The sequence below is a fragment of the Paenibacillus chartarius genome (assembly GCF_042432825.1).
Lineage (GTDB): Bacteria > Bacillota > Bacilli > Paenibacillales > NBRC-103111 > Gordoniibacillus > Gordoniibacillus chartarius.
This window is the reverse complement of the sequence record NZ_JBHLWN010000071.1, coordinates 31,344-56,612: the sequence shown is the minus strand read 5'-3', so window position 1 is coordinate 56,612 and position 25,269 is coordinate 31,344. Positions and strand designations below refer to the sequence as shown.

Here is a 25,269-nt window from a genome sequence, read left to right as displayed (position 1 = left end):
GATGATTCTGGTAATCATTATCTCATGCGGTACGGTCGAAATCAAAGCCGGGCACCGCTTATGTACGTTTGCCCGACCGCGGATGCGCAGCGTCGTATACGTCCTTCATGAGCAGCTTGGCCGACTGCGCATACGCTTGAGTAGCCGCAGGCGACGTATGGCCAAGCATCTCCTGTACCGCCCTTACGTCGGCCCCGTTGGCCAGCAAATGGGCGGCGAACGAGCTGCGCAGCGATTGCGGCGTCAGCTCTCCCTCCGGGAGCCCTGCGGCAGCGGCATACCGTTTCAGGATCCCCCAGAACGACTGCCGCGTCATGCCGTCCCCCCGCTGGGACAAGAAGAGCGCCGTTGTGGCCAGCCCTGGCTTCAACAGCTTCGGACGGCCGGCCGCCAAATAATCGGCAATCGACTGCAGCGCGTAGCCGCCGATCGGTACGATCCGCTCCTGCCCGCCTCCTCCGCCGCAGCGTACGAACGCAAGGCCGACGTTCACGTCCGGCTCCTGCAGCGCGACAAGCTCGCTCACCCGCAGCCCGGTCGCATACAGCAGCTCCAGCATGGCTTTATCCCGTAGGCCGGCAGGCGTTTCCGTATCGGGCGCCGCAAGCAGCCGCTCCACATCGGCAACGTTCAGCGCCGCCGGAGGCTTTCGCTCCGCCTTCGGCGGCTCGATAAACCGGGCCGGATCGTGGTCCATTCTCCCGCTTCGCACCAAATGTGCGTAAAGCGCACGAATGGACACAAGCGCTCTGGCACAAGTGGCTGCGGAACGGCCGTCCCGCCTGAGCTTGGCTGCGTACGCCGCAACGTTCGTCTTCGTCGAGCCGGTGAGCTCGTCCACTCCTTGCTCGCGCAGGTAGGCAACGAAGGGCAGCAAATCCCGCCGGTAAGACTCCAATGTATTCGCTGCAAGACGGCGTTCCGCCGCCATGTCCGCAAGCAGCGCTTCGATATCGCGTTCCAACCTCATCGACTTCCTTCCGTCATAATCCCCGACAAGCGGACGTTACCCCCTGAAGCTAATTCGAATGCCTATCAGGAAGCCCCCGCATTTCCAAAGCCAATGCTTCGCATCATTGCTTACACAAATACAAAGCTGCCCCCATGGTGGCGGGCAGCTTCCTTACTTCTCCAATCCCTCGTGAAATTCCTTCCGCCTAGCCCGTTTACTCGCCGTACCAGTAAAACAGCTTGAGCCGATCCGTTACGGTCCCCTGCTCGGCGGGGAGAGAGGCGTGCGTGAACGCCTTCACCGCTTGGTTATACGGCTCCCGGTATTTGTCGCGGGGCTGGACCCAGTTCTCGAGCCACACCATAATATGGTACAGGATCAGCGTGAGCGCCATGAATAGCATCAGAAAATGCAGCCGGCCGATCCACTTTCGATAAGAGAAGATCATCGTTTATCCCTCCTGGAATTCCCTTAGGACAAACGTATGACGGTTCTCTTCGCGATATGTCTATTAACGGCCGTCAGTTAGGCAGGGAAGGCGTATAAGCTATGCCTACCGCTTCGGCAACGGCAGCATGCGTGACGCCTCCGGCGTATACGTTCACGCCCAGCTTCAAGCTCGGATTGTCGCGGACCGCCCGTTCGAAGCCTTTACCGGCCAGCTCCATTGCGTACGGCAGCGTCACATTCGTCAGCGCGAGCGTCGACGTGCGGGGTACCGCCCCCGGCATGTTGGCGACAGCGTAATGAAGCACGTTATGCTTCACATACGTCGGCTGATCGTGCGTCGTCACCCGGTCGATCGTCTCGATTGAGCCGCCTTGGTCGACCGCAACGTCGACGATGACGGAGCCGTTCTTCATCTGCCTGACCATCTCTTCGGTGACGAGCCGCGGAGCGCGAGCCCCTGGAATCAAGACCGCACCGATCAGCAGATCCGCCTTCTGGACGGCCGATGCGATATTGTACGGATTGGACATCAATGTCCGTACCTGGCCCCCGAACACATCGTCCAAGTAGCGCATCCGGTCTGCGCTCCGCTCGATAATGACGACATTCGCGCCAAGCCCGAGAGCCATCTTCGCCGCGTTCGTGCCGACGATGCCGCCGCCGAGAATGATAACGTCGGCGGGAGGAACGCCGGGCACGCCGCCAAGCAGGATGCCGCGGCCCCCGTTATATTTTTCCAAGTAGTGGGCGCCGATCTGCACCGACATTCTGCCCGCCACCTCGCTCATCGGCGTCAGCAGAGGCAGCCCGCCGTTCGGCAGCTGGATCGTTTCGTATGCAATCCCCGTCACGCGGTTCCGAACAAGCTGTGCGGCAAGCTCTCCGGCGGCGGCCAGATGAAGATAGGTGAACAGGATGAGATCTTCGCGGAAATAGCCGTACTCCTCGGGAAGCGGCTCCTTCACCTTCATAATCATTTCGCAGCCGCCCCATACCTCCGCAGCCGTCGGCATTATCTCCGCGCCTTCCTTGACATAATCGTCGTCGCTGAAGCCGCTGCCTGCGCCGGCTCCCTGCTCGATCAGAACGCGATGCCCGGCCGCACGCAGCATGCCGGCTCCAGCCGGGGTGAGCGCCACCCGGTATTCGTTGTTTTTCAGCTCCCTAGGCACTCCGATGATCATCGAGCGTCCCTCCTCCAAGCGCATGAAGGACGACCGGTCCGGCCGCCCCTGTACTTTCGCAAACGAGAGCGTACTCCATTACTACAGCAGCGATTCGGCGCCGTCAATGAAGACTTCGGTGCCGGTAATATGGCTCGAATAATCCGAAGCGAGGAACAGCACCAAATCGGCGACCTGCTCCGGAGAACCGGCGTGGTGCTCGAGCGGCTGGCTGCCCTCCGGATAGTTCACCGGAATTTTGATCTTGTCCAGCTCCGGAGTTTGCTGCGTATTCTCATTAATATTCGTCTTGATCGCACCCGGACATATGATGTTGACCCGAATTTTGTATCGGGCCAGCTCGAGCGCGGCCATTTTGCCGAATGCCATCTGCCCGGCCTTCGACGTGCTGTAAGCAGACATGCCGAAGCCGGAAAATTTGCGGTTGCCGTTGATCGAGCTCGTAATCACAATGGAGCCGCCCTTTTCCTTCATATGCGGAATTGCAAATTTGACGGCAAGGAACGTTCCCTTGAGATTCGTCGTGAGCGTGTGATCCCATTCCTCCGGCGACATATCCTCAATCGGCGTCACGATTCCGTTAATGCCGGCGTTCGCGAATACGATGTCGAGCTTGCCCCACGTTCGCACCGTCTGCTCAATCGCCGCTTGGACCCGAGCCGGATCGGACACATCCGTATCGACGACGATCGCTTCGCCGCCTGCCGCCTCTATGTCCCGCTTGACGTCCCCGGCACGCCGCTCGGTCAGATCCACCAGACACACGCGCGCCCCATGCTCCGCCAGCCGGATCGCGGCCGCCTTGCCGATGCCGGAGCCCGCCCCCGTTACGACCGCCACCCGGTCCTTCAGCCACTGCGCCGTTTCGCTTCCCTTGCGTTCCTGAACGATTGCAGCCATGATGACACCCTTTCGTCGGTTGGTATACACTCCCGCTTAAGATGCCCCATTCCAGCCCATCCCATGAAAAAACAACCCTCCCGGCCGCTCGGGCTTACGCCTGTGCGTGGGAAGGTTGTTGTTTAATCAGCGCAATCGGCTTCTCCTTGCCGCTGCACCGGTAGCAGATGCCTTGAAAATCAAGCCGATGATCGAGCACGCGGAAGCTGAATTCTTGCTCCAGCCGTTCTTCCAAAGTGCCCAGCCAGTCTTCCATAATTTCATCGACCGCCCCGCATTGCACACAAATCAAGTGATGGTGGTGGTGATGCGTCGAATCGTTGCGAAGGTCGTACCGCGCGACCCCGTCGCCAAAATTCATCTTCTCAACTACGTGCAGCTCGCTAAGCAGCTCGAGCGTCCGGTATACGGTGGCTAGTCCGATCTCGGGAGCCTTATCTTTCACGAGCATGAATACGTCCTCCGCGCTGAGATGATCCTCCTCATTCTCAAGCAGCACCCGAACGGTCGCTTCCCGCTGCGGCGTCAGCTTAAACCCTTGCGATTGAAGCTGCTGCTTGATCTTCTCAATGCGTGCCTCCATCAGACGTCCCCCTCTCCGGGCCCGAAACAACGTCGTGCCTCTATCCATTATAGGGGGAGTTTTGTCGGAAAGTCAACGAACTTGCGACCTACACGAGCAGCATCGGCGCAATCCATTTCATCACATAGGGCGACAAGAACCCTTCATAGAGCGAAACTCCGGCCAAGATGACGCCTAGGAACACCGTTGTCCCCGTATAGCGCCAGAACGACTGTGCAACGAAGCCGCGCCGGTGCTGAAACCGGGTTTTGACGAGCTGCAGCGAGAAATGCGTAGCGGCAACGCTGGCGATGAGCAGCGCCGGAATGACGATCACATTTTGCGGAGCGACCGACACGAACGAGAACAGCATCCCCTTCCAGGCATACTGCGCGGTTAAATACCCGACGGAGAATCCGACCAGCACGCCCTTTAAAAAATCGAGCACAAAAACGAGCGGCAGTCCGACGACCGACAGGCCGAGCAGCCAAATGAGGACGAGCCATTTGATATGCAAGCCGAGCGTTTGCCGGAACGACTGCTCCTGATGAGCTCCCAGCAGCGACCCGTCATCCACGTTCTGAATAAAATAATTCAAATGCCGCCCGAGCTCCTGCTTCTGGTCGAGCGACAGCGCATTGACCATGACCGCGCCGAATACGACTCCGATCAGAAACAGCACCGACACGAATATATACAGCGCCAAATGATCTTGCATGTAAGCTTTGATTGCCGATGGTTTCACCCGTCGTCCCTCCCTGCCGATGTGGAGACGCACCTTGAAACGGCACATCCTCATTTCAGCCTATGACGGGAAAATGAAACGTATGATACTTGTCCAAAACGACTACCTGCTACAGCGTTAGGAAATCGGAATGACGCGGCCGTATTTGCCTCCGCCGCCGACCGCGGTTTCCAGCTTGCCTTCTCTGGCCAGCACGATGTATTTCGCAACCGATTCTCCCGCGGTTTCGGCCAGCTCGTGCCCGGACGCATGGTGGATAATATTCATCTCCGTGCCGAATCGGTTTAACAGCTTGTCGAGCGTCCGCTTGCCGAGCTTCGGGATGAACTCGAGCGGAACCTGGTACCGGTAAGGCGGCCTATGCGGCGGCAGAACCGGTTCATCGCGGTCGGCGATATGGAGAATCCGGTCCATCACGCCGCGGACCAGCTTCGTGCTGCCGCAATAGGCGCAGCGCTGCACGACCCGCTCGCTCTCGTCCACGATTTCTTCACACTGCTCGCAATAAGAGCGATGGTATTTGCCGAGCCGCGGATTGAGACCGTAATTGACGGCGACCCGGCGACCGTCCCGGCGGGCCAGCGCCATCCTCAGCTCCTTGAAGCTCGGCGCGGCCAGCAGCAGTTCGTTGTACTCGCGGCCGATTTTGCCGAGGGAGTGCGCATCCGAGTTCGTGACGAACGTGTACGGATCGAGCTCGCTGATCAAGCCGGCCATCATTGAGTCGGCGCTGAGCCCAAGCTCCACGGCCGCCACTCCGGATAAGTCGAGGAGGTTCTCCATCCGATCGGTCACGCTGCCGTATATTCCCTTATGAGGCGTGAATACATGAGCGGGAATGAGTATGCCGCCGCGAGCCAATACCTCGTCCTGAAGAATCCTTGCCGGCACCCGGATGCGCTGCGTGCTGAGCTCGACGTTCGTCATGTGCAGCGACATCCACGCTGTAAAATCCTTCATAGCCGCCAGTGTCGGCATATATGCCAGCACATGAGCCTCCTGCATGCCGGGGTCGCGCACCTCGATTTCGCTGCCGAGCAGCACGGTCGTGTGGCGGTAACGGATGCCGCCGTCTTCGAGCTCCACCATGTCGCCGGAATCGAGATGCCGGTCGATCTCCCGCTGCACGGCCGGCGAATGGCAATCGATAATGCCGATCAGCTCGATCCCTTTGCGCTCGGAGGCTTCCTTTGCGATGTTGAAGAACGTCAAATCGCGAGCCCCCGTGATCTTCACGGGCGTGCCGGTCTCCGTGCGCCCGATATGGATGTGAAGGTCGGCAAAGACGGGGCGCAGCGTCGTGTTGACTTCAGCTGCCATAGACGTATTGGCCGGTCAACGTGTACAGCTGCCAGGCATACACCGCCGTAATCGTCTTGGCGTCGCCGATTCTGCCTTCCCGGATGTACTGCAGGGCTGTCTCCAAGGTGATTGCTTCGACATTCAGAAACTCGTCCTCGTCCGGCCGCGCTTCACCCTTTTGCAAGCCTTCGGCTACATAGAGGTGTACGATCTCGTCGGCAAAGCCCGGCGACACGGCGATCGAGTGCAGCAGTTTGACGGAGGACGCCCGGAAGCCCGTCTCCTCCTCCAGCTCGCGCAGCGCCGCTTCCGCCGGCGGCTCCCCCGGCTCCAGCTTGCCCGCCGGGATCTCGACAAGACTGCGCTCCAGCGGCTTGCGGAATTGCTCGACGACGAGCAGTTTATCATTGGCGACGGCAAGCACCGCAACCGCGCCGGGATGCTTCACAAGCTCGCGGGTCGCAGTAGCGCCGTTCGGCAGCTTCACCGTATCGACCTGCACCTTAATGACTTTACCTTCGAAGATCGGTTTCGTTTCGATCGTCGGTTCCTCGAACAATTTTCTGATCTCGCTCATCTGCTTCCACTCCTCTTTCGTCTCGTTGGCATAACATGTCCTGCCTGAACATATGGATTCATTATACCAGAATACGGAGCAAAGGATGGGGTACGATGAAGAGCTATGTGGCGGAACGTCAGTTCCGATTGGCGGGCAAGGCATGGGAAGTGCGCGAATATTTGCGGCAGCAGGCACGCGCGGCTTCGTCGGGCGATGTATTGTTAGCCGATTGGCTGTCGGTTCGTACGTCAGCCGTGAAGATGAAAGACCGCTCCGCCGGAAAGACGCACCTGCAGATCGTCGTATCAGCTCTCTGATTGTTGATGGCCAATACATACCCGCCTTCTTTATTGAACGTCGAGGCGGGTTTTGCTGCGTTGAACGCAACGGTTTTAGTACGTAGTGCTTCTACTTTGTTACCGGCCAGAGAAGCTGGCCAAATCGTTCTTCGCAACCGTTCATTGCCTCGGTATGGTGCAGCGGCAGTATCACTCGACAGCAACCGTGTTGCTGTTGTCGATCCATAAAAGGCCGAGCCACGTTTCGACTTGATACCAGTCGCCGAATTGCGCTTTGACGTTGACGGTTTGCGGGCCCAGCTCGGTATCCATGTATTTGTCGTTCCTATTCGGCTGTCTGTAGAGCGGCTTTGCTTGTTGGACGGTCACTTTCTTGTTCACCGCTTTCAGCTTCCCGACCGCTATTCCCCGCATCTTAATCCAGCCCGTATCTCCCGCAGCAAGCCAGCCTTCCGTACCGTCTTCAGCCTGGACATGGTACCAATTGCGCCATCTTTTGTCGCTGACTGCAGCTTGAGCTTTTCGATTGACGGTAAACACTTTCTGATACGTCTCCGGGGCAGCGTACAGAATCGCGCCGTCGGGCAAAAACAGCGGAATACTTTCCATAACGGTCTGCGGCGCCGCCTCGATCCATTCCCTAGGCTTATAGATCCATTTCGGACCGAGCCATGTATCGATGAGAAAACGATACGGATTACTGAAATAGTTGCCGACGGTTTTTTCCTTGACGCGCACCTTCTGCGGGGCGAGCTCGCCTGCAATGTTGCCCGCGTCGTCATAGATCGGGGTTGGCCCGCGCAGCTCGTAATCATCGTCCCGGAGCTCGCGGAACTGATGCTCCTGAGGAAGAATCCAGCGGGGACCGAGCCAGGTTTGAACGAGCAGCCAATGCTTGTATACAACTGGTTTGGAATAATCGCCGGTTGGGACCGATATGTCTCTCCCTTCGTCTAATACGGTTAAAATTTGCGGCGCAACCCATTCGTTCATACCGGCGGTTTCCTCATCCGCAGAATACAGCTCCACCGTCTCCAGCGTTCGGATTTGATACGGATGAAACGGAAGCGTATATGCGACGGTTTGTACGGAAGCGGAAGCATTTTCGCTTGTGATCGCCGTTCCTTGTCCGTTCGCCGCGGTTATACTGCCGAAAGCTCCTGCCGATACCACCCCGGCAATAACGAGTGCCATACATCCGGTCACGCCTCGCGTACACAGCCATTTACTTGATTGCAAAGCAGGTGCACCTCCTTGTTTTTCCACTTAGACGCTCGGGGTATCCATATAGTTTCTTTTATAGAAAGGCGGACATGAAAAAAGCCCCGAATCGTCGCCAAGTTTTTGCGACTGCGGGGCTTATTGCTTATTTTGCCGAAGCTACAACTTCATCGACGATCGACAGCACGACCTCGGTCAGCTTGACCATATCGCTGATTGCGATATGCTCGTTCGTCGTATGGATATCCTGGTACCCGACAGCAAGATTGACCGACGGGATGCCGAGACCGTTAAACACGTTGACGTCGCTGCCCCCGCCGGAATGGAACGTACGCGGCGTGCAGCCGGCGGCGCTGAGCGCCTTGGAGGCCAGCTTCACGACAGGAGTTTCGTCGTTGTGCACGAACGGTGCGTACACGATGTCAGCTTTGAAATCGCATTTGGCATGAAATTCGGCGGCAGCGGATTCGCACGCATCTTTCATTTTCGCGATTTGTGCATTCAGCTTGTCGATATTGATGCTGCGCGCTTCCGCCTCCAGCTTCGCCTGATCGCAGACGACATTGAGCGGTCCGATGCCGGAGAATGAACCGATGTTGGCGGTCGTCTCGCTGTCGATGCGGCCAAGCGGCATGCGGGAAACGGCCTTGGCGGCTACTTGAATGGCGGAAATGCCGTCCTCCGGATTGACGCCGGCGTGCGCCGTTTTCCCCGTGAACGTTATGTGGATTTCGGCGCGGCCGGGAGCGGCGACGGCGATATCGCCGATCTTCCCGTTGGAATCGAGCGCGAAGCCGAAATCGGCCTGCACCCAGCCTGGCTTCATGAACCGAGCGCCGCGAAGCCCGGCTTCCTCGCCGGCCGTAATGACGAAGCGCAGCGTGCCGTGCGGCTTGTTATGCTCCTTGATGAGACGGATTGCCTCGATCATAACCGCGATGCCGGCTTTGTCGTCGCTGCCGAGAATCGTCGTGCCGTCGCTGCGGATGATGCCGTCGGCACCGATCTGCGGCTTAATGCCTTTGCCCGGTGCGACCGTGTCCATGTGGCTCGTGAAAAATACGGTTGGCGTCGTTTCCGGCGCGGCGCTCGCTTCCAGCGTACAGAGCAGGTTACCGGAGCCGTGCCCGCTGCGCTCCGCGGAATCGTCGACCTCAACGGTGAGTCCGAGCGATACGAACAGCTGCTGCAGATGCTTCGAGATGTTTTGCTCATGTCTCGTTTCGCTGTCGATTTGAACCAGCTCGATGAATTGGTTCACGAGTCGTTCTTGGTTAATCATGTTAGGCTCGCCCGCTTTCCTTACGTAGCTGTTGTCGTTTACAATGAGTGTAGGATTTCGAGGTCCTATTTATTCCTCATTGAAAGGTGGCGCTCGGAAATGTTCCGGAACCGTCTCTTATTTAAAATCGTCGTTTACGTCATGCTCATTTCCATGCTGCTCTCGACGGTCCTCTTCTCGCTGCAAATGATATTCGCTTAATACAGCTTCGTGTCGAGGTTGTAAGCCTCCAGGTTTTCTTTGACCCGCTGCAGGAAGCGTCCGCAAATGATGCCGTCCAGGATCCGGTGGTCCAGCGACAAGCACAGATTGACCATGGAACGCACGGCAATCATATCTTGAATGACGACCGGCTTCTTGACGATCGATTCGAACGTGACGATGGCCGCTTGCGGATAGTTGATGACCGGATACGACAAGATCGAGCCGAAAGAGCCGGTATTGTTGACGGTAAACGTGCCGCCCTGGATATCGTTCAGGTTCAGCTTGCCGGCCCGCGCCTTGCGAGTCAGCTCGTCGATTTCGCGGGCAAGCCCGGCGATGCTCTTCTGGTCGGCGCGCTTGATGACCGGCATGAGCACCGAGTCCTCGGTGCCGACGGCAAGCGAAATGTTGATGTCCCGCTTCACAATGATTTTGTCGACGGCCCAGACGGAGTTCATGATCGGGTAATCCTTGATTGCCCCGACCACGGCTTTGAGCATAAAGGCGAGATACGTCAGGTTGATCCCCTCCTGGCGCATGAACTCGTCTTTTGTTTTGTTCCGGAGCTGGACGAGGTTCGTCACGTCGACCTCGATCATTGTCCAAGCGTGCGGAATCTCCGTCTTGCTTTGGCGCATGCGGCTCGCAATCGCGTTTCGCATCGGCGTCACGTCGATGAAGTATTCGCCGCGGCCCTCCGCCTGCGCCTCAACCTCGATGAGAGGCGTGGGCGGATGCTGCGTCAGGTGCAGCCCGGTGCTGCGCACGGGCGGCATGGCCGGCGGCGCGCCGAAGGCTGCCTCCGCAGGGTCCGCGCCCGCGCCGGGCTGCGTCTGCGGCGCGGGGGCGCCGTAGGCCGCTGCCTGCGGAGCCGAAGCTCCGCCGGGCGCGGCCGGATACGGCTGCTGATGCGCTGCAGCCGCTGAAGGTGCCGCCGTTGTGCGGGCACCGGCGCCGCCGCGCTGGACGTAGTCCTCTACGTCCTTGCGCGTGATGCGCCCGCCGAGGCCGGTGCCGGCGACTCGGCTGAGGTCGACGCCGTGCTCGGCGGCGAGCTTCTGCACGGCCGGCGAATAGCGGCCGCTCATCGGACCGGCCGCCTGCACGGCCGCGGCGCCGCCTGCCGGCCGAGATGTGCCGGCCGCAGCACTCGCCGCCGATGACGCTGCCGCGCCTGGCGCTGATACAGCTGCTCCGCTTTGATGATCGTACGCATCGCTGCCATTCGCGCCGGTGAAGTTGTAGCCGCCGCCCGTTCCCGCAGCGTCCGCCTCCGTCTCGATCAAGCAGATTGCTTGACCGACCGCCGCCGTCTCGCCCTCGCCGACCAGGATTTTAATCAGCTTGCCCGCCACCGGCGACGGCATCTCGGTGTTCACTTTATCCGTGAACAGCTCGCACAGCACGTCATACTGCTCGATATAATCGCCTGGCTGCCGCAGCCACGTACCAATGACCGCTGAAACCAGACTTTCCGCAAGATGCGGCACAGGCACCTCGACAATATTGCCTCTCAATTCACTCATGATAGCCTCCAACCGACCGTCGGACGGCTCGCCCCGCCCGCAGCCTTAACATCTTCTATATCCTTTGCTCCCCTGCATGGCTCTTAATGCCAGTGGAATTTCTCCCTCTGAATAGCGGTTACCATGCTTTGCCGAGACGCAAAGGGAAAATCTCCATCTATTCCATTGCAACTCTTCGGTTTTTGGGGACATGTACAAAATGACCGGAGTTTTCCCGCTAATTCTTCGCACCCGATCAATACTGCGCCAGCTTGCGCATCGCCTCCAGCATCTTGTCGATGCTCGGCAGGAAAAACTTCTCCATCGGCGGGTTCATCCCGACCGCCGGCACATCCGGACCGCACACGCGCATGATCGGCGCGTCCAAATCGTACAGCAGCTCCTCGGCGATCAGTGCCGCCACTTCCGCTCCGACGCCGCCCGTCTTGTTGTCTTCGTGTGCGATCAGCACCTTGCCGGTGCGCGACGCCGCTTCGAGAATGGCCGGCTTGTCGAGCGGCTGCAGCGTCCGCAGATCGAGCACGTGCGCCGAGTAGCCTTCCTTCTGCAGCAATTCCGCCGCCTGCAGCGCGTACTGCACCGTAATCCCGTACGAAATTACCGTAATGTCGCTGCCGACGCGCTTCACATCCGCTTTGCCGATCGGCACGATATATTCTTCGTCCGGCACCGGCCCCGTGACGCCGAGATAACACTTCTTATGCTCGAAATACAGCACCGGGTCCGGGTCGCGAATCGCCGCCTTAAGCAGCCCCTTTGCATCGTAAGGGTTGGAAGGAGCGACAATCTTCAGCCCCGGCGTTCCGAAGAACACCGATTCCGGACACTGCGAATGGTACAGTGCGCTGCCGCCGGTCGCCCCGTAAGGAGCCCGAATGACAATAGGACAGTTCCAATCGTTATTGGATCGATAGCGAATCTTTGCCGCCTCGCTGATAATCTGATTCGTCGCCGGGAAAATAAAATCGGCAAACTGCATCTCCGCCACCGGCCGCATACCGTACATCGACGCTCCGATTGCAACGCCCACGATCGCCGACTCCGTCAGCGGCGTATCGAACACGCGCGCTTCGCCGAACCGGTCCCGCAAGCCTTTAGTCGCATTGAGTACCCCGCCTTTGCCGACATCCTCGCCGAGCACGAATACGTCGTCGTTACGGGCCATCTCCTCTTCCATCGCCGAACGGATCGCTTCCAAGTATGTAATTACCGCCATTGGTCCCGATCCCCCTCTTCATCCGCATACACATGTGTCAGCGTATCCTCCGCCCTCGGATAAGGCGCCAGATCGGCGTACTGCGTCGCTTCGTTCACTTCGCGCTTCAGCTCGCTATGCAGCGCCTCGTCGTCGGCTTCGGTCCACAGCCCGCAATCGAGCAAATACTGCTTCATGCGCGCCAGGCCGTCCTTGCCCCGGTGAAAATCCACCTCTTCCTTCGTCCGGTACAGCATATCGTCATCCGACGTCGAATGCGGCGAAATGCGGTACGTCACCGCTTCGATCAGCGTCGGGCCATCGCCGCGAACGCCGCGCTCGCGCGCCTCCTTCACTGCTGCGTACACCTCCAGCACGTCGGTGCCGTCCACCCGCACACCGGCAAAGCCGTAGCCGAGCGCGCGATCGACGATTTGCCCGGCGACCTGCTTGTGGATCGGCGTAGAAATTGCATACTGGTTGTTCTCGCACATGAAGATAACCGGCAGCTTGTGCACCCCGGCAAAATTCATTCCTTCATGCACGTCCCCCTGATTGCTGGAGCCCTCTCCGAACGACGTGAACGCAACAAGATCGTTCTGCCCTTTCATCCGGGCTGCGAGCGCAATCCCGACCGCGTGCGGCACTTGCGTAGATACCGGCGAGGAGCCGGTCACGATATGAAGCTTTTTATAGCTAAAATGCCCCGGCATCTGGCGGCCGCCGCTGTTCGGATCTTCCGCTTTGGCGAATGCGGCCAGCATCAAGTCGCGGAGCGTCATGCCGACGCTGAGGACGAACGCGTAGTCCCGGTAATACGGCAGAAAATAATCGTTCTGCTCCCGGAGAGCGAATGCCGCCCCCACTTGCGCAGCCTCTTGGCCGATGCCGGATACGTGGAAGGCGATCTTCCCCGCCCGCTGCAGCAGCAAATTGCGCTCATCAAATTTACGGGCTGTAAGCATGACGCGGTACATGTGCAGTACCTGTTCATCCGACAAGCCCAAGGTCCGGTGCTTCATCAATTGACCGACGGACACGGAGCGTTCCCCCTTCAGCTCTTCAGCATGGTGTTGGTTGTTTTTATTACCTGGTACTAATACTAGACATTATAACTATATTATAAACTTCTGCACAACTTGACTGCAACTTTTGTCAAATGCACGATCTAAGGCTCAAGCCTCAGATCGCATGAGATTTGCCGTCGAGAACGAGCATCGCTTCGCCAAACGCCTCCGACAGCGTCGGATGCGGGTGAATCGTCTGTCCGACCTCCCACGCCGCTGCATTGAGCAGCTGGGCGAGTGCCGCTTCGCTGATCATATCGGTTACATGGGGACCGATCATATGTACGCCGAGCACGTCGCCGTTCTTCGCATCGGCCACAACCTTGACAAAGCCGTCCGCATCTCCGTACACGACCGCCTTCCCGATCGCCTTGAACGAAAATTTGCCCGTCTTCACCTCATACCCTTTTTCCTTCGCCTGCTCCTCGGTCCAGCCTACGGAAGCGAGCTCCGGGCGCGTGTACACGCAGCGCGGCACAAGATGCGGCTCGTAACGGTGCGTGCCCTCCACACCGCAAATATGGTCGACCGCAGCAACCGCTTCATGCGTCGCCGCATGCGCCAGCTGCAATCCGCCGATCACGTCGCCGATCGCATAAATGTGCCCTTCCGTCGTTTGAAAATGGTCATTGACGACGATCAGGCCGCGCTCGACTTTGACGTCCGTATTTTCCTGCAGGCCGAATCGCTCGACATTGCCTTCCCGACCGACGCTGACGAGCAGCTTGTCCGCTTCCAGCAGAGTCGCATGGCCGCCATGCTCCGCTTGAAGCCTTACGCCGCCTTCGCCCTTCTCCAGCGTTTCGGACAGCACCTTCGCTCCCGTCAGGACGCGGATGCCGCGCTTCTTGAACAGCCGCTCCAGCTCGCGCGACACGTCCGCATCTTCCTGCGGAACGAGCCGGTTCGCATACTCGACGATCGTCACTTCCACGCCGAAATCGTTCATCATCGACGCCCACTCGACGCCGATCACTCCGCCGCCGACGATCAGCATCGACTTCGGCAGCTGCTCCAGCTCCAGAGCTTCCTCGCTTGTCAGGACGAGCTCCCCGTCCGGTTCCAGTCCCGGCAGCGTGCGCGGCCGCGAGCCTGTCGCGATGATCAGATGCTTCGGTACGAGATTCTCGATTTCATCCTCCGCAACCTCAACGGACACCGTCCCGCTCCGCGGCGAAAAAATCGACGGTCCAAGCAGGCGCCCTTCGCCGCGGTATACATCGATTTTATATTTTTTCATCAAAAATTGTACGCCGTTATGAAGCTGCTCGACGATCGCGTTCTTCCGCGACTGCACCTTTCCGAAGTCCAGCGCCGCCCCTTCCGTCACGATGCCGAACTCTTCGCTGCGCTTCACCGTCGCCAGCACTTCGGCACTGCGCAGCAGCGCCTTGCTGGGAATGCATCCGCGATGCAGGCAAGTTCCGCCCAGTTTGTCCCTCTCGACGACCGCGACCGTCTTCCCGTTCTGCGCCGCCCGGATTGCCGCTACGTAGCCGCCGGTTCCTCCTCCGAGCACGACGATATCATAATGCTTGCTGCTCATCGACCATTCCTCCCACCCATCCAATTCCAACCTTTATTGTACCCTGTTTCCGCAGCGAAACAAAAGTGCCTAATTTCATTGCGCCAATCTCCCGCTCGCGTTATGATAGTCTACATGATTGCAATCGTAACAGGAGGTTCGGCATGAAACCGGCATTTTACCGTTTTATCGCCATATTGATGCTCGTCATTCCCGGGATCTCGGCCACTTACGGCTTCCTCGCCATGAAGGACGCCTTCTTCGCCCAGTTCGGTCCGCCGGAGAGCGATCCGCATATTCAGTGGGGCAAGCTGCTGCTCGGGCTCGTTCTGTTTTTGGCCGGCGTTGCATTTATATCGGGTTGGGTATTTTTCCGGGACCGCAAACGCAACTATGTAGCGCCCCGGTTCAAGGCGAAGCGCAGAAAATAGGCGCCTCGCCTTTTTGCTGCGTTGAGCTTTTACGACAGGTCACAGGGGACGACTGGCGACAGCGGGAATCGCTCGGCTAGAGGATACCGACATCGATCACTTAGGGGAGTCGCTGCTTACCTGCAATAATAGGCTTCCTACAGCAAGAAAACCTAGCCCGGGCGGCTAGGTTTTCTTCGTTTCGGATGACAGGTCTGCCTTATCCCTGTACGGACTGCAGTGCCTGCTGGACGCGCGTTACGCCCTGCGACATCGCATGACCGCCGCCTACCGCAGCAGCGACGCCTGCGGCCTCCAGCACTTCCTCGTCGGAAGCGCCCGCGGAGACAGCTTCTTGCACGTGATAGAACGTACAGATTTCATTGTTGGCGAACAAAGCGATACCTAAGGCGATCAGCTGCTTTTCTTTCGCGGAGAGCGCTCCTTGCTTAAAGCATTCTCCCGTAAAATCATGATAAGCGCGCGTCAGCTGCGGCAGCTTGTCGCTCATGGCGCCGACGCCGGTTTTGTAGGCATCGACTTTGCGGTCAATCGTTGCTTGGGTTGACATGAACATTCCACCTTCGTCGTCGGATGATGGAATTAGTCATGCCCTGTCCCCCGCTCCGTCATTCGGGCCCGCCCTCCGTCTCCCACACGATTTCGATATGCCGGTCGGTCCAGGTGCGCACCGCCGTCTCGACGCTCGCTTCGCGCTCCTCCGCAGTCAGCGGCTCCAGCTTGTAATCGTCGATCGCAATCGTAGCGGATGCCGCTTCGCGCCCGTCAACCATCAGGCGAATGTGAATGTTCATCAGGCCGTTATGCCTCCTTAATCGGAATATATCGTTCCAGGCAAACTTTCCCTTGCCGGTCATGAACCGTGCCTGTATCGTAAAGTCATAAACAAGTATATACGGTCAAGGAGGAATACACGAATGGCCAGCAGCAGAGCGGCTAAGAAACGCCGCCAAGCCGTCCGGGAAGGTCGCCGCGATCCCCGTCTCGACAGATTGAGCTGGAACGGGATCAACCCTATCGAGCGTACCACCCCGTCACGGACGGAACGAATGGAAAAGCGGCAGCGTAAGCATCGAACTGAAAAATGGAACCCGATCGACCGTTACGGTAACGGCGAACCGGGTTCCATTTTGCCTTATATACGTTACTATACGGACGCCGCGTCCTGCATGTGCAGCTCCCTCAGCTCGCGACGCTGCTTCCACTTCCGCATCACGACGCCGTGCGACGGAGAAAACAGGAATGCAAGCGCCAGCAGCAAGCCGGCCACGGAAATCATCGATGCGGTAATCGAAGCGTCCAGCCAGCTTGCGACGTAATAGCCACCGATAGCGCTGACGGCGCCGCATACCACGCTGAGCCCAATCATGACGCTTAGCCGGTCCGTCAGCAGGTACGCTGTCAGCGGCGGCACGACCAGCATCCCGACGACGAGAATCGCGCCAACGCTCTCGAACGAAGCTACGGTTGTCACCGACACGAGTCCCATCAACACATAATGGAACAATGCGACCGGAACGCCCACTGCCGCCGCAAGCCCCGGATCGAACGCGCACAGCTTGAATTGCTTGTAGAACAATCCGATGACAAGCATGCTCAGCAGCAGAGCGATGCCAACCGTCCATATCGCCTTGGGGCCGATATCGGCGCCGAACAGCTCCAGCGTATTCCACGGCACGTATGCAATTTCACCGTAAAGCACGCAATCGAGGTCGAGATCGACGTTGCGCGCGAAGACGCTGACCAGAATGACGCCTACGGAGAACAGTGACGTGAACACGACGCCGATCGAAGCGTCCGACTGAACACCGCCTTGATGAAACAATTGGATCAGAAATACGGACAAAAGTCCAACAGCGGCTGCACCGAACATCATCCAAACCGAGTCTCTCGTCCCGCTCAGCAGGAAGGCGATAACGATCCCCGGCAGGACGCTGTGGGAGATCGCGTCGCCGATCATCGCCATGCGGCGCAGAACGAGGAAGCAGCCGACGATGCTGCAAGCGCTCGTAACGAGTACCCCCGTCAAAATAATGAGCCAGGTGTTCATATCGCTTCCCCCTTTCCTTGCGTCACTGCCGCCGTTTGGGCGACGGCCAGCAGCGCTTTGCGCGCCTCGGCTCGAGTCCGCAGCTTGCCGATTAGCCCTCGGCGCGGAGCGAATACGACGGAGAACACGAACAATGCCGTCGCGCACAGTACGCTGAGCGGTCCGGTCGGCAAGTTGTTGCCGGAGGCGCTGATCAATGTGCCGATCGCGCCGCTAAGCGCACCGAACAGACCCGCTAAAGCGATCATGACGCCGAGCCGGTCGGTCCAGTACCTCGCCGAAACGGCCGGCGTGATGAGCAGCGCCGCCATCAGCACGACGCCGACGGCTTGAATGCCGGCGACTACGGCAATGACAATCAGCAGCATCATCAGTTGATCCAGTATTGCTACGGGATAGCCGAGCCCCCGCGCAAAGCCGGGGTCGAAGCTGAGCAGCTTGAACTCTTTAAACAGCAGCGAGCAAACCGTCAGCAAACCGATCGACACGATCACCATCGTATATACGTCGCTGGCGACCATGGAAGCGGCCTGCCCGAACAAAAACTTATCGAGTCCGCTCTGATTGCCGGAGCCGCTGTGCTGAATTTCGGTCAGCAGCATCAGCCCGAAGCCGAAAAATACGGACAGCACCGCCGCGATCGCCGAGTCCGGCTTGATCCGCGAGTATCTCGTCAAAAGGCCGATGCCCACCGTTGCCGCAACACCGGCAATGGCGGCCCCGGCGAGAAAGCCGAAAATCGACTTGGAGCCGGTGATCAGAAAGGCGAGACATACTCCGGGAAGAGCGGCATGCGACAGCGCATCGCCCATCAGCGATTGCTTCCGCAAATAAGCGAACGAACCGATCACGCCGCTGCACAGCCCGAGAAGAAGCGATCCGAACAAGATCCACTGAACGTTCGGATCGAGCGCCAACATCGCGAAATCCGTCATACCGTTACCCCCCTATCTTGATGAGTGCGTCGCCTTCGCCGGTTTCAACCATTGCCAGCTTGCCGCCATAGGTGCGCTGCAAATTCGCTTTCGTGAACGTTTCTTGGGTCGGTCCGAACGCCTGCAGCTGAACGTTCAGCATCAGCACCCAGTCGAAATATTCGTTTACCGTCGCCAGATCGTGATGGACGACCAGCACCGTCTTTCCCTGCCGCTTCAACTCGTTTAAAAGCGTAATAATAGCCTTCTCCGTAGCGGCATCGACACCGGCGAACGGTTCATCCATGAAATACAGCTGCGCATCCTGCGCCAGTGCACGAGCCAGAAACACCCGCTGCTGCTGGCCTCCGGACAGCTGGCTGATCTGCCTTCCGGCGAAGTCGGCCATGCCGACCTGCTCCAGGCAATTCATTGCGATCCGTCGATCCTCCGCACCGGGACGGCGGAACCAGCCGAGCCGCCCGTACCGTCCCATCGTGACGACATCGAGCGCATTCGTCGGGAAATCCCAGTCGACCGATTCCCGCTGCGGCACATAGCCGACCAGCATGCGTTGTTCTTTGTAGGGCTTGCCGTAGACGGCAACCTCTCCCGTCAGCTTCGGCACGAAGCCCAGAGCCGCTTTAATGAGTGTCGATTTGCCGGCGCCGTTCGGTCCGATAATGCCGATCAGCTTCCCTTCCGGAACTTCGAACGATACGCCCCGCAGGACGGGCTTCTTTTGATACGCTACCGATAAGTCGCGAACGACCAGCGGCTTCCGTTCCTGAGTCATGATAGTCAACCTCCCAAAATGGATTATTTCAGCGCTTTGACGATCGTATCGACATTGTGGCGAACCATCCCGATGTACGTGCCTTCCGGCGTACCGTCTTCGCCCATCGCGTCCGAGAACAGCTCGCCGCCGATGACGATCGTGTGCCCCTTTTCCTTGGCTCCTTGAATGACTGCATCGATTGCTTTGCGCGGAACGCTCGACTCGATGAATACAGCCTTGATTTTGTTGCTTACCAGAAAGTCTCGCAGCTCCGTAACGTCCTTCGTCCCCGCTTCGGACGCCGTGCTGATGCCCTGCAGCCCCATCACCTTGATTCCGTACGCTCTGCCGAAGTAACCGAACGCGTCATGAGCAGTGACGAGCACCCGCTGCTGCTCCGGTATCGAACCGATTTGCGCCTTCGCATAAGCGTCAAGCTCCTCCAGCTTCTTGAGGTACGCGTCAGCATTCGCCCTATAGCTGTCCGCATGAGCCGAATCAACCTTAGCGAGCTCGTCGCGGACCGTCTCAACGGCCGACATCCAATTTTTGACGTCAAACCAGATATGCGGATCGTGCGCAGTTCCTAGCTGCGGATCGCCTGCCAGCAGCTTCGCTTCGTCAATACCGCTGGATACGGCTACCGTCTTCTTACTCTTGGACATTTTCTCAAAAATTTCGACCATCTTGCCTTCCAGGTGCAATCCGTTGTAGAAGATAACATCCGCCCGGTCCAGCTTGCCGATGTCCCCTTCCGACGCTTTATACAAATGCGGATCGACGCCCGCTTTCATAATGCCCGTGACCTCAACATGCTCGCCGCCGACTTCCTTCACGATATCCGTAATCATCCCGATCGTCGTCGTTACCTTTAACTTGCCCCCCGCATTCGAAGCGGTCGGTGCCGCGCCGCAGGACGCAAGCAGAAACACGCCCGCCAGCACAAGCACCGTCATCGCCGCCCGGGTCCAGCCTGAACGTTTCATAAGTTCCCATCCTCCTAAACTTTTTCGCTCATCTATCTATTTTGATTATATGCAAATAAGTTGACCCAATGCAACATTTGCGGTAAAAAAATTTGAATTGTCTCATCATTCGCCTATTCGAGCCGTACTTTGTCGGACAAACGTCTCCAGTGCTACCCTTTCGTCGGTTTTCCACGCATACCGGCAATCCATCCCGTTGAAATAAAGGACCGGAACGCCCAATATGCCTTGATCATCCATATGTACATGCGCTACGTACAGCTCCTCCGGCTCGTCATCAAACTTCAAACCGATTTGAATGTCCCAGCCCCCGCCTTCCGCCGCTTCCTTCGTTACATAGTCGAAAGTAATCATGTAAGTCGTCTCCCTTTCCTCCGTTGAATAATTGGTGTATTCTTTATATAATATACAAATGCAATTCGGTTCATCGTTTTCCACAAGGAGGTAATTACTATGGCCTACAATCCGCAAGTCGTCGAAGCCAATATTGTCAGCGACAATACGAAGAACGGTCTGTTTGAAATCGTTGCCGTTCTGAAAGACCGCACCAAGTGCCGTATCGGCTATGAGCGCACAGCCAGCGGCGAAGAGCATGCGACTCACATCAACCGCCTGTTCACCGCGCCGTGCCCGGTTTGCCGGAAAGATTTCTTGTGCAGCTGCATGAACAACTTCATGCCGACGATCGCCGAGCAGGCGCTGCAATTGGTCAAAACGAAAGCGTAAGCGATTCAAGAGCTCCGGCCGTCGGCCGTGAGCTCTTTTGAATGTAAGCCTGCTCAGGATTCATATATGGCACGGTAAAGCGCATCGACGAGCGATTCGAAGCGCAGCGGATCGTAGCTTAGATCGGAGAACGGTACGTGCAGAATTTTGTCCGGGTAAGGGATAAGAAAAAAGCTGCTGCCGCTGTCCTGCGGGTCGATCCGGACGAACACCTGCAGCCGCGGGTTGCCGGTTCGCCCCGCCAGCAAGCGTGTCGCGTCATGGCTAAGATGAGCATATTGGAGCGTCATAGAATCGATCCTTTCCTATGAAGAGATGTGGATCCCAGTATAGCACTGTCATTCCAAACTTGCGATACATTCGCCTACCGCCGCATGGGAACTCTACGATTGCGGACCGATATTTTCGGGACGATTTACAATCAGGAGGGTAACCGAGATGGCGCTCATCCCGCAAGATCCGCTGCGTCCGATCGATCAAGTACGCAGCTATGTCGACCGCTGGTTCCAGGAGCTTCCTGCGGCATTCGGCTTCGGTCCGGATTACGGCATCGCCCGCATCGACGTATTTCAGACGGATAACGAAGTTGTCGCACATTGCGACATCCCCGGGCTGGAAAACAAAGAGGACGTCCACATTCGTATTGACGACACCCAATTGACCATTCAAGGCATCGTCAAGCGGCACGGGGACATTCAAGAAGCTGACATGCACCGCAGCGAGCGGTTCGTCGGCCGGTTTCAGCGCTCGGTCTCGCTGCCGGTGCGCGTCAAGGCGGAAGGTGCGTCGGCCTCGTACCGGAACGGTGTACTTGAGGTGCGCATGCCGAAAGAAACGGTCGATGCCGCGCGCCGGATTGACGTTGATTTTCACTAAGAACCCGCAAAAGTCCCTGAGCCAGGCATATCCTGCTTCAGGGACTTTCTATTTTATCGGATCTGCCCCGCTTCTGCGAGCACACCTCGAAAATAGGCGGCGCTTTCAATCATCCGGGTACAATCCGAATGATCGTCCGGCAGCGAAATCTCAAAAATAAAATCGCGATCCGCCACGAGAGGCGCGACCATTCTCCAGTCAATCCGGCCTTGACCAAGCGGCAGCGAATCATGAGCGACCCCCATGCTGTCCACCAAATGGTAATACTGAGCATATGGACGAGTCGCCTGAAGTACGCCTCGCAGCTTGTCGTTGTCGCCGCCAAGGGCGATGAATGCGTGGCTGACGTCCACATTGAGCGGCAGGTTCAGAGGTTTTACAACTTCGTCTATAAGATAAGGATTTTCGTAGGAGAACAGTCCGTGAATCGTATCCTCCCACAAGAAAGCATCGCCCGCAAACTCTGTTACATGTTCGATCCGCCTGCGCAATTCTTGTGAATTGGTAGCGGTGATGCGATGCAAAGGCTGCTCCGGCGAATAAGCGTAATGGGCATGAATGACGCTCCGTACGCGCTCCTCCCGGCAAATTCGGGCCAACCGGCGCGATACGTCCATATACTGATCGTAAAATGCCGCATCTCCCGTCATCAAATCCCAGAACGTCCCCTCCAGCTTCGGCGGCTGATGAAGATACACCTTTACGCCCTGCTCTTGAAGACGAACGATCGTCCGCCGCAGCGCCGCCTCCTCCAGCAAATCGGGGAGCTCCAAGTGCAGTTCGACGATGTCGGGATCGTATTTCAACCGATCCTCTACGCAATGGTTCAAAATATTGGTCTTCAATCGGATATAGTCCACGGCCCGTTCCACTCCTCTCCTCTCCTTCTCTCCGCCTTAGCTTACCATATAAATGAAGATTGAATCGAGCGGCTCATTTGACCCGTTTCACCTAACTCGTTTACACTGAGCTTGAGAACGAACTCGAGGTGGTTAATGATGAAGCAGCGTATTGCGGTTGATATGGACGAAGTGATCGCCGACTTTATGAGCAAGTATTTGCGCCAGTACAACGAAAAATATGAGGATTCCGTAACACCCGAACAGCTGCAGGGCAAGAAGCTCCGGCACATCGCCAAATGCGGCGACGAAGTTTACGAGCTGCTGAAGCACCCGGAGTTTTTCGCCGATTTGGGCTTAAAGGAACACAGCCAAGACGTTCTCCGTGAGCTGCAGGAGCGGTATGACATTTACATCACAACCGCGGCCATGGAAGTTCCGAATTCGTTCAATGCCAAGTACCGCTGGCTCAAGGAGCATTTCCCGTTCATCCCGGATATGAACATCGTCTTTTGCGGGGACAAGAGCATTATTCGCGCCGACTACTTGATCGACGACAACAGCCGCCATTTTCAAGGCTTCATGGGGAAAGGCATTTTATTTACCGCTCCGCACAACGTGTTCGAAACCGGGTATACCCGAGTGGACGATTGGCTTCAAGTGCGCGAGCTGTTTGCGAACGGCAATGTGTGAAGGCGGAATCGATTGATTGCCCCTTAGACCGGAATGAGACGTCCCAGCAATACCATAATGACGCCAAGCAGCGCCGAATATTGTTTGATACGTGCATTCTTCCGCGGTCGTAACATCAGCACTATAACGATATAGCCTGCCGGTATCGGAATGCCTTGCCAGCTAAAAACGAACGAGCCGAGCACGAAAAACCCGACAAGCTTCCAGCCAAGCCCTTTCTCGTCTTCCTTTCTTTTTCTGTAAAACATAAACAATATGAGGATAACGATAATCGTAGCAATTAGCGACGCGGAAAAATTAAAATTCATTATTGGGAGCCCCCCTGCTAGGTGCTGGTCCTAAACCGATGCCTCCCACATTATACCATGTTCGCTTATCCCCGGCAGACATAATTGTCCAAGTTCCACACAAACTATGTCGGGGTGATTTTATGCTAAGAAAACTTCGTACGGATCGGCAATTTGAACAGGCGTTTCTCGCACACTCCTCGATCTATGTCCGCCGCCGCATGGACTATACCAGCTCTCGCATCGGCGCTGTGGAGGGGTTTAATCCGCTATATGTAACGGTCGGAGGGGAACGGCTGATGCGGGACGAGTACGATTTCTTGAAGGCCGATACGTAGGATCGAGAAAAGATACTGGACATGCACGTTAGGGACGCCTACAATACAAGGTGGAAGCGATAGGAAACGGAGGAGACTTTAGTGATTCACGCTGCATTCCTGACGATCATTGATCAAGAGAAAAATATGGCCCATCGACCTGCCCATCTTGAATATTTGAGCCGCTTATTCGATCAAGGCAAGGTGATCATGGCCGGACCGTTTACGGACGGTAAAGGCGGTCTCGTGCTGTACAAGACGGAAACCGTTGAAGAAGCCAGGGAGCTTGCGGAGCAAGATCCGGTTGTTTTGCACGGCGCCCGTACGCTTGAGCTTCGGGAATGGAAACCGCTTCAGTTTCCGATCGAGCTTGCTTGACATGGAGAGACCATACCGGTTGGCGGTGTGGTCTTTTTATTTTTCTTTGAATTGAATGTCTTCCTGCTCGCGGAATCCTGATGTTGCATATACAGCCCCTTTGTGGGCATTCTAATCCATGGACTGGAGGTGAACCGACGATGATGCAATCCGCACAGCAAGGACTCGCCCTGCACGAAACGCTGGAGCTGCACGAATTGATGACGGCCAAGACTGTTTGCCTGCTTGAAGCAAAGGCTCGCCAGCAGCTGGCGCAGGACCCTGCGCTTAAGGCGCTGATCCAAACGGATATTCAGAACACGACTCAAGCTCTGAACGAGATGCAGACCATTTTATCCCCAGCAGCGAAATAACCCAATCACATGGAGGTGAATTGGCAACATGACGACAACGACGATGAATTCCACTACCGCACCTGCTGCCGGCACGATCAGTCCGGCAATTATGGCGGCGCTGACGGATCAAACGATTGCCACCGATATGCTCATCACGGCGAAAACATCGATCAAAGATATCGCGGTCGCTCTATCAGAGACGACCTCACCGCAAATTCGCACTTTGCTGCGCAAGCAGTTCGATCAAGCGGTAACGCATCATGAGCAGCTGACCAACTATATGATGTCTAAAGGCTGGTATACGCCAACCAATATAACTCAGCAGCTGAAAAACGATTTACAATTCGTTACGAAAGCTATTAACTTGCAATAACGGGTGAAGTCTTGACCGAGAATTGCTGTTCTTGGGCAAGACTTTTTTAAGCGATACTTGATGGAATAAAATGAAGAGCCCCGAAGGGCTCCTCATGGACGGCGAGTTTTTGGGTACGTAACTATTATCTTGTCACCATATCCTTCGGTATATCGCAAAGCACTAACGTGTCTTTGGCACATCCCTCCGGTTTCGTGAAGCAAGTTAAAAGTAACTACCGACGGATTTCGTCACGTTGTCCAACGCAACCACACCCTCTCTTCACTTCACCGCCCGAGCATTATTTTACACCGAATGCTGGAATGCTATTCTT

General features: G+C 57.1%; 34 protein-coding genes and 1 pseudogene. 11 read left to right on the top strand and 24 right to left on the bottom strand.

Going from position 1 to position 25,269, the window contains the following annotated elements; translation table 11 throughout:
• Positions 1-58 precede the first annotated feature (58 nt).
• From ACFFK0_RS17665 to ACFFK0_RS17630, 8 genes are all read right to left on the bottom strand, one after another.
• On the bottom strand, positions 59-970 hold the full coding sequence (locus ACFFK0_RS17665; RefSeq protein WP_377471614.1) for a site-specific tyrosine recombinase XerD: 912 nt from the start codon (positions 968-970) through the stop codon (positions 59-61).
• Positions 971-1,166: 196 nt separating this feature from the next.
• Positions 1,167-1,400, bottom strand: coding sequence for a DUF4227 family protein (locus ACFFK0_RS17660; protein ID WP_377471613.1), 234 nt, complete (start codon positions 1,398-1,400; stop codon positions 1,167-1,169).
• 73 nt (positions 1,401-1,473) lie between these two features.
• Positions 1,474-2,586, bottom strand: a complete 1,113-nt coding sequence (ald, locus tag ACFFK0_RS17655) for an alanine dehydrogenase (RefSeq protein ID WP_377471612.1) — start codon at positions 2,584-2,586, stop codon at positions 1,474-1,476.
• Between the two features lie 81 nt (positions 2,587-2,667).
• Positions 2,668-3,486: an SDR family oxidoreductase gene (locus ACFFK0_RS17650; protein ID WP_377471611.1), complete on the bottom strand. Its 819-nt coding sequence runs from the start codon at positions 3,484-3,486 to the stop codon at positions 2,668-2,670.
• 94 nt (positions 3,487-3,580) lie between these two features.
• Positions 3,581-4,069, bottom strand: a complete 489-nt coding sequence (gene fur / locus ACFFK0_RS17645) for a ferric iron uptake transcriptional regulator (RefSeq protein WP_377471610.1) — start codon at positions 4,067-4,069, stop codon at positions 3,581-3,583.
• A gap of 88 nt (positions 4,070-4,157) precedes the next feature.
• Positions 4,158-4,793 carry a stage II sporulation protein M gene (gene spoIIM / locus ACFFK0_RS17640; protein ID WP_377471609.1) on the bottom strand — a complete coding sequence of 212 codons (636 nt, stop codon included), beginning with the start codon at positions 4,791-4,793 and terminating at the stop codon, positions 4,158-4,160.
• Between the two features lie 117 nt (positions 4,794-4,910).
• The gene (locus ACFFK0_RS17635; protein WP_377471608.1) at positions 4,911-6,113 is read right to left on the bottom strand and encodes an endonuclease Q family protein; all 1,203 of its coding nucleotides are present in this window, start codon (positions 6,111-6,113) and stop codon (positions 4,911-4,913) included.
• On the bottom strand, positions 6,103-6,672 hold the full coding sequence (locus tag ACFFK0_RS17630) for an NUDIX domain-containing protein (RefSeq protein ID WP_377471607.1): 570 nt from the start codon (positions 6,670-6,672) through the stop codon (positions 6,103-6,105). The genes ACFFK0_RS17635 and ACFFK0_RS17630 overlap by 11 nt, the downstream gene beginning before the upstream one ends.
• A 95-nt stretch (positions 6,673-6,767) precedes the next feature.
• Here ACFFK0_RS17630 and mciZ point away from each other — a divergent pair, with 95 nt between their 5' ends.
• Entirely contained in the window at positions 6,768-6,971 is a 204-nt protein-coding gene (gene mciZ / locus ACFFK0_RS17625) for a Z-ring formation inhibitor MciZ (protein ID WP_377471606.1), read from the top strand.
• A gap of 171 nt (positions 6,972-7,142) precedes the next feature.
• Here mciZ and ACFFK0_RS17620 read toward each other — a convergent pair whose 3' ends face one another.
• Entirely contained in the window at positions 7,143-8,192 is a 1,050-nt protein-coding gene (locus ACFFK0_RS17620) for an SH3 domain-containing protein (RefSeq protein WP_377471605.1), read from the bottom strand.
• A 127-nt stretch (positions 8,193-8,319) separates the two neighbouring features.
• On the bottom strand, positions 8,320-9,456 hold the full coding sequence (locus tag ACFFK0_RS17615) for a M20/M25/M40 family metallo-hydrolase (RefSeq protein WP_377471604.1): 1,137 nt from the start codon (positions 9,454-9,456) through the stop codon (positions 8,320-8,322).
• Between the two features lie 99 nt (positions 9,457-9,555).
• Here ACFFK0_RS17615 and prli42 point away from each other — a divergent pair, with 99 nt between their 5' ends.
• On the top strand, positions 9,556-9,657 hold the full coding sequence (gene prli42, locus ACFFK0_RS17610; protein WP_377471603.1) for a stressosome-associated protein Prli42: 102 nt from the start codon (positions 9,556-9,558) through the stop codon (positions 9,655-9,657).
• On the opposite strand, the gene ACFFK0_RS17605 is transcribed toward prli42, so the two are convergent.
• From ACFFK0_RS17605 to lpdA, 4 genes are all read right to left on the bottom strand, one after another.
• Positions 9,654-11,186, bottom strand: coding sequence for a dihydrolipoamide acetyltransferase family protein (locus ACFFK0_RS17605; RefSeq protein WP_377471602.1), 1,533 nt, complete (start codon positions 11,184-11,186; stop codon positions 9,654-9,656). The two genes, prli42 and ACFFK0_RS17605, sit on opposite strands and share 4 nt — an antisense overlap.
• Positions 11,187-11,421: 235 nt before the next feature.
• Complete coding sequence (locus ACFFK0_RS17600) at positions 11,422-12,402, bottom strand: alpha-ketoacid dehydrogenase subunit beta (RefSeq protein ID WP_377471601.1); 981 nt, start codon at positions 12,400-12,402, stop codon at positions 11,422-11,424.
• Positions 12,393-13,403, bottom strand: a complete 1,011-nt coding sequence (locus ACFFK0_RS17595; protein ID WP_377471744.1) for a thiamine pyrophosphate-dependent dehydrogenase E1 component subunit alpha — start codon at positions 13,401-13,403, stop codon at positions 12,393-12,395. Before ACFFK0_RS17595 ends, ACFFK0_RS17600 begins: the two co-directional genes overlap by 10 nt.
• A 160-nt stretch (positions 13,404-13,563) precedes the next feature.
• Complete coding sequence (gene lpdA, locus ACFFK0_RS17590; RefSeq protein WP_377471600.1) at positions 13,564-14,994, bottom strand: dihydrolipoyl dehydrogenase; 1,431 nt, start codon at positions 14,992-14,994, stop codon at positions 13,564-13,566.
• A 143-nt stretch (positions 14,995-15,137) separates the two neighbouring features.
• Here lpdA and ACFFK0_RS17585 point away from each other — a divergent pair, with 143 nt between their 5' ends.
• Positions 15,138-15,404 (top strand): DUF2627 domain-containing protein, encoded by a 267-nt coding sequence (locus tag ACFFK0_RS17585; protein WP_377471599.1) that lies wholly within the window; start codon positions 15,138-15,140, stop codon positions 15,402-15,404.
• Between the two features lie 199 nt (positions 15,405-15,603).
• Here the strand turns inward: ACFFK0_RS17585 and ACFFK0_RS17580 are convergent, their stop codons facing one another.
• Together ACFFK0_RS17580 and ACFFK0_RS17575 are read right to left on the bottom strand one after the other, a co-directional pair.
• Positions 15,604-15,954: a carboxymuconolactone decarboxylase family protein gene (locus ACFFK0_RS17580; protein ID WP_377471598.1), complete on the bottom strand. Its 351-nt coding sequence runs from the start codon at positions 15,952-15,954 to the stop codon at positions 15,604-15,606.
• Between the two features lie 58 nt (positions 15,955-16,012).
• A complete protein-coding gene (locus ACFFK0_RS17575) occupies positions 16,013-16,198 on the bottom strand; it encodes a hypothetical protein (RefSeq protein WP_377471597.1) in 186 nt (61 codons plus the stop codon).
• A gap of 123 nt (positions 16,199-16,321) precedes the next feature.
• Between ACFFK0_RS17575 and brfA the strand changes: the two are divergent.
• Positions 16,322-16,474, top strand: a pseudogene (gene brfA, locus ACFFK0_RS30690) (ribosome rescue factor BrfA); the annotation flags it as partial.
• Positions 16,475-16,551: 77 nt separating this feature from the next.
• On the opposite strand, the gene ACFFK0_RS17570 reads toward brfA, so the two are convergent.
• The 5 genes from ACFFK0_RS17570 to ACFFK0_RS17550 all read right to left on the bottom strand — a co-directional run bounded on the left by ACFFK0_RS17570 (position 16,552) and on the right by ACFFK0_RS17550 (position 20,486).
• Positions 16,552-17,454, bottom strand: a complete 903-nt coding sequence (locus ACFFK0_RS17570; RefSeq protein ID WP_377471596.1) for a metal ABC transporter permease — start codon at positions 17,452-17,454, stop codon at positions 16,552-16,554.
• On the bottom strand, positions 17,451-18,389 hold the full coding sequence (locus tag ACFFK0_RS17565) for a metal ABC transporter permease (protein ID WP_377471595.1): 939 nt from the start codon (positions 18,387-18,389) through the stop codon (positions 17,451-17,453). Before ACFFK0_RS17565 ends, ACFFK0_RS17570 begins: the two co-directional genes overlap by 4 nt.
• 4 nt (positions 18,390-18,393) lie before the next feature.
• The gene (locus ACFFK0_RS17560) at positions 18,394-19,164 is read right to left on the bottom strand and encodes a metal ABC transporter ATP-binding protein (RefSeq protein ID WP_377471594.1); all 771 of its coding nucleotides are present in this window, start codon (positions 19,162-19,164) and stop codon (positions 18,394-18,396) included.
• Positions 19,165-19,187: 23 nt separating this feature from the next.
• Positions 19,188-20,132, bottom strand: coding sequence for a metal ABC transporter solute-binding protein, Zn/Mn family (locus ACFFK0_RS17555; RefSeq protein WP_377471593.1), 945 nt, complete (start codon positions 20,130-20,132; stop codon positions 19,188-19,190).
• Between the two features lie 105 nt (positions 20,133-20,237).
• Positions 20,238-20,486: a hypothetical protein gene (locus tag ACFFK0_RS17550; RefSeq protein ID WP_377471592.1), complete on the bottom strand. Its 249-nt coding sequence runs from the start codon at positions 20,484-20,486 to the stop codon at positions 20,238-20,240.
• 99 nt (positions 20,487-20,585) lie between these two features.
• Between ACFFK0_RS17550 and ACFFK0_RS17545 the strand changes: the two genes are divergently transcribed.
• On the top strand, positions 20,586-20,858 hold the full coding sequence (locus ACFFK0_RS17545) for a hypothetical protein (RefSeq protein WP_377471591.1): 273 nt from the start codon (positions 20,586-20,588) through the stop codon (positions 20,856-20,858).
• A 53-nt stretch (positions 20,859-20,911) separates the two neighbouring features.
• On the opposite strand, the gene ACFFK0_RS17540 is transcribed toward ACFFK0_RS17545, so the two are convergent.
• Positions 20,912-21,148, bottom strand: a complete 237-nt coding sequence (locus ACFFK0_RS17540; protein ID WP_377471589.1) for a hypothetical protein — start codon at positions 21,146-21,148, stop codon at positions 20,912-20,914.
• 148 nt (positions 21,149-21,296) lie between these two features.
• Here ACFFK0_RS17540 and ACFFK0_RS17535 point away from each other — a divergent pair, with 148 nt between their 5' ends.
• Positions 21,297-21,734, top strand: a complete 438-nt coding sequence (locus ACFFK0_RS17535; protein ID WP_377471588.1) for an Hsp20/alpha crystallin family protein — start codon at positions 21,297-21,299, stop codon at positions 21,732-21,734.
• Positions 21,735-21,787: 53 nt separating this feature from the next.
• Here ACFFK0_RS17535 and ACFFK0_RS17530 read toward each other — a convergent pair whose 3' ends face one another.
• Positions 21,788-22,606: a sugar phosphate isomerase/epimerase family protein gene (locus ACFFK0_RS17530; RefSeq protein ID WP_377471587.1), complete on the bottom strand. Its 819-nt coding sequence runs from the start codon at positions 22,604-22,606 to the stop codon at positions 21,788-21,790.
• Positions 22,607-22,732: 126 nt separating this feature from the next.
• Between ACFFK0_RS17530 and ACFFK0_RS17525 the strand changes: the two genes are divergently transcribed.
• The gene (locus ACFFK0_RS17525; protein ID WP_377471586.1) at positions 22,733-23,266 is read left to right on the top strand and encodes a 5' nucleotidase, NT5C type; all 534 of its coding nucleotides are present in this window, start codon (positions 22,733-22,735) and stop codon (positions 23,264-23,266) included.
• A gap of 23 nt (positions 23,267-23,289) precedes the next feature.
• Here ACFFK0_RS17525 and ACFFK0_RS17520 read toward each other — a convergent pair whose 3' ends face one another.
• A complete protein-coding gene (locus ACFFK0_RS17520; RefSeq protein WP_377471585.1) occupies positions 23,290-23,574 on the bottom strand; it encodes a hypothetical protein in 285 nt (94 codons plus the stop codon).
• A 122-nt stretch (positions 23,575-23,696) separates the two neighbouring features.
• Here ACFFK0_RS17520 and ACFFK0_RS17515 point away from each other — a divergent pair, with 122 nt between their 5' ends.
• From ACFFK0_RS17515 to ACFFK0_RS17500, 4 genes are all read left to right on the top strand, one after another.
• A complete protein-coding gene (locus ACFFK0_RS17515) occupies positions 23,697-23,891 on the top strand; it encodes a hypothetical protein (RefSeq protein WP_377471584.1) in 195 nt (64 codons plus the stop codon).
• An 81-nt stretch (positions 23,892-23,972) separates the two neighbouring features.
• On the top strand, positions 23,973-24,248 hold the full coding sequence (locus ACFFK0_RS17510; protein ID WP_377471583.1) for a YciI family protein: 276 nt from the start codon (positions 23,973-23,975) through the stop codon (positions 24,246-24,248).
• Positions 24,249-24,388: 140 nt separating this feature from the next.
• Entirely contained in the window at positions 24,389-24,601 is a 213-nt protein-coding gene (locus ACFFK0_RS17505; RefSeq protein ID WP_377471582.1) for a spore coat protein, read from the top strand.
• A gap of 28 nt (positions 24,602-24,629) precedes the next feature.
• Positions 24,630-24,956, top strand: a complete 327-nt coding sequence (locus tag ACFFK0_RS17500; RefSeq protein ID WP_377471581.1) for a spore coat protein — start codon at positions 24,630-24,632, stop codon at positions 24,954-24,956.
• Positions 24,957-25,269 lie beyond the last annotated feature (313 nt).

What these genes read in the sequence shown, in the direction of transcription:
- fur (WP_377471610.1), bottom strand. Translation starts at nt 4,069, where the DNA reads ATGGAGGCACGCATTGAGAAGATCAAGCAGCAGCTTCAATCGCAAGGG.
- ACFFK0_RS17585 (WP_377471599.1), top strand. Translation starts at nt 15,138, where the DNA reads ATGAAACCGGCATTTTACCGTTTTATCGCCATATTGATGCTCGTCATT.
- ACFFK0_RS17635 (WP_377471608.1), bottom strand. Translation starts at nt 6,113, where the DNA reads ATGGCAGCTGAAGTCAACACGACGCTGCGCCCCGTCTTTGCCGACCTT.
- mciZ (WP_377471606.1), top strand. Translation starts at nt 6,768, where the DNA reads ATGAAGAGCTATGTGGCGGAACGTCAGTTCCGATTGGCGGGCAAGGCA.
- ACFFK0_RS17565 (WP_377471595.1), bottom strand. Translation starts at nt 18,389, where the DNA reads ATGACGGATTTCGCGATGTTGGCGCTCGATCCGAACGTTCAGTGGATC.
- ACFFK0_RS17500 (WP_377471581.1), top strand. Translation starts at nt 24,630, where the DNA reads ATGACGACAACGACGATGAATTCCACTACCGCACCTGCTGCCGGCACG.
- ACFFK0_RS17505 (WP_377471582.1), top strand. Translation starts at nt 24,389, where the DNA reads ATGATGCAATCCGCACAGCAAGGACTCGCCCTGCACGAAACGCTGGAG.
- ACFFK0_RS17515 (WP_377471584.1), top strand. Translation starts at nt 23,697, where the DNA reads ATGCTAAGAAAACTTCGTACGGATCGGCAATTTGAACAGGCGTTTCTC.
- ACFFK0_RS17665 (WP_377471614.1), bottom strand. Translation starts at nt 970, where the DNA reads ATGAGGTTGGAACGCGATATCGAAGCGCTGCTTGCGGACATGGCGGCG.
- ACFFK0_RS17535 (WP_377471588.1), top strand. Translation starts at nt 21,297, where the DNA reads ATGGCGCTCATCCCGCAAGATCCGCTGCGTCCGATCGATCAAGTACGC.
- ACFFK0_RS17605 (WP_377471602.1), bottom strand. Translation starts at nt 11,186, where the DNA reads ATGAGTGAATTGAGAGGCAATATTGTCGAGGTGCCTGTGCCGCATCTT.
- ACFFK0_RS17615 (WP_377471604.1), bottom strand. Translation starts at nt 9,456, where the DNA reads ATGATTAACCAAGAACGACTCGTGAACCAATTCATCGAGCTGGTTCAA.
- ACFFK0_RS17575 (WP_377471597.1), bottom strand. Translation starts at nt 16,198, where the DNA reads ATGAACATTCACATTCGCCTGATGGTTGACGGGCGCGAAGCGGCATCC.
- lpdA (WP_377471600.1), bottom strand. Translation starts at nt 14,994, where the DNA reads ATGAGCAGCAAGCATTATGATATCGTCGTGCTCGGAGGAGGAACCGGC.
- ACFFK0_RS17525 (WP_377471586.1), top strand. Translation starts at nt 22,733, where the DNA reads ATGAAGCAGCGTATTGCGGTTGATATGGACGAAGTGATCGCCGACTTT.
- prli42 (WP_377471603.1), top strand. Translation starts at nt 9,556, where the DNA reads ATGTTCCGGAACCGTCTCTTATTTAAAATCGTCGTTTACGTCATGCTC.
- ACFFK0_RS17660 (WP_377471613.1), bottom strand. Translation starts at nt 1,400, where the DNA reads ATGATCTTCTCTTATCGAAAGTGGATCGGCCGGCTGCATTTTCTGATG.
- ACFFK0_RS17560 (WP_377471594.1), bottom strand. Translation starts at nt 19,164, where the DNA reads ATGACTCAGGAACGGAAGCCGCTGGTCGTTCGCGACTTATCGGTAGCG.
- ACFFK0_RS17570 (WP_377471596.1), bottom strand. Translation starts at nt 17,454, where the DNA reads ATGAACACCTGGCTCATTATTTTGACGGGGGTACTCGTTACGAGCGCT.
- ACFFK0_RS17630 (WP_377471607.1), bottom strand. Translation starts at nt 6,672, where the DNA reads ATGAGCGAGATCAGAAAATTGTTCGAGGAACCGACGATCGAAACGAAA.
- ACFFK0_RS17580 (WP_377471598.1), bottom strand. Translation starts at nt 15,954, where the DNA reads ATGTCAACCCAAGCAACGATTGACCGCAAAGTCGATGCCTACAAAACC.
- ACFFK0_RS17545 (WP_377471591.1), top strand. Translation starts at nt 20,586, where the DNA reads ATGGCCTACAATCCGCAAGTCGTCGAAGCCAATATTGTCAGCGACAAT.
- ACFFK0_RS17600 (WP_377471601.1), bottom strand. Translation starts at nt 12,402, where the DNA reads ATGGCGGTAATTACATACTTGGAAGCGATCCGTTCGGCGATGGAAGAG.
- ACFFK0_RS17520 (WP_377471585.1), bottom strand. Translation starts at nt 23,574, where the DNA reads ATGAATTTTAATTTTTCCGCGTCGCTAATTGCTACGATTATCGTTATC.
- ald (WP_377471612.1), bottom strand. Translation starts at nt 2,586, where the DNA reads ATGATCATCGGAGTGCCTAGGGAGCTGAAAAACAACGAATACCGGGTG.
- ACFFK0_RS17555 (WP_377471593.1), bottom strand. Translation starts at nt 20,132, where the DNA reads ATGAAACGTTCAGGCTGGACCCGGGCGGCGATGACGGTGCTTGTGCTG.
- ACFFK0_RS17595 (WP_377471744.1), bottom strand. Translation starts at nt 13,403, where the DNA reads ATGAAGCACCGGACCTTGGGCTTGTCGGATGAACAGGTACTGCACATG.
- ACFFK0_RS17650 (WP_377471611.1), bottom strand. Translation starts at nt 3,486, where the DNA reads ATGGCTGCAATCGTTCAGGAACGCAAGGGAAGCGAAACGGCGCAGTGG.
- ACFFK0_RS17540 (WP_377471589.1), bottom strand. Translation starts at nt 21,148, where the DNA reads ATGACGCTCCAATATGCTCATCTTAGCCATGACGCGACACGCTTGCTG.
- ACFFK0_RS17550 (WP_377471592.1), bottom strand. Translation starts at nt 20,486, where the DNA reads ATGATTACTTTCGACTATGTAACGAAGGAAGCGGCGGAAGGCGGGGGC.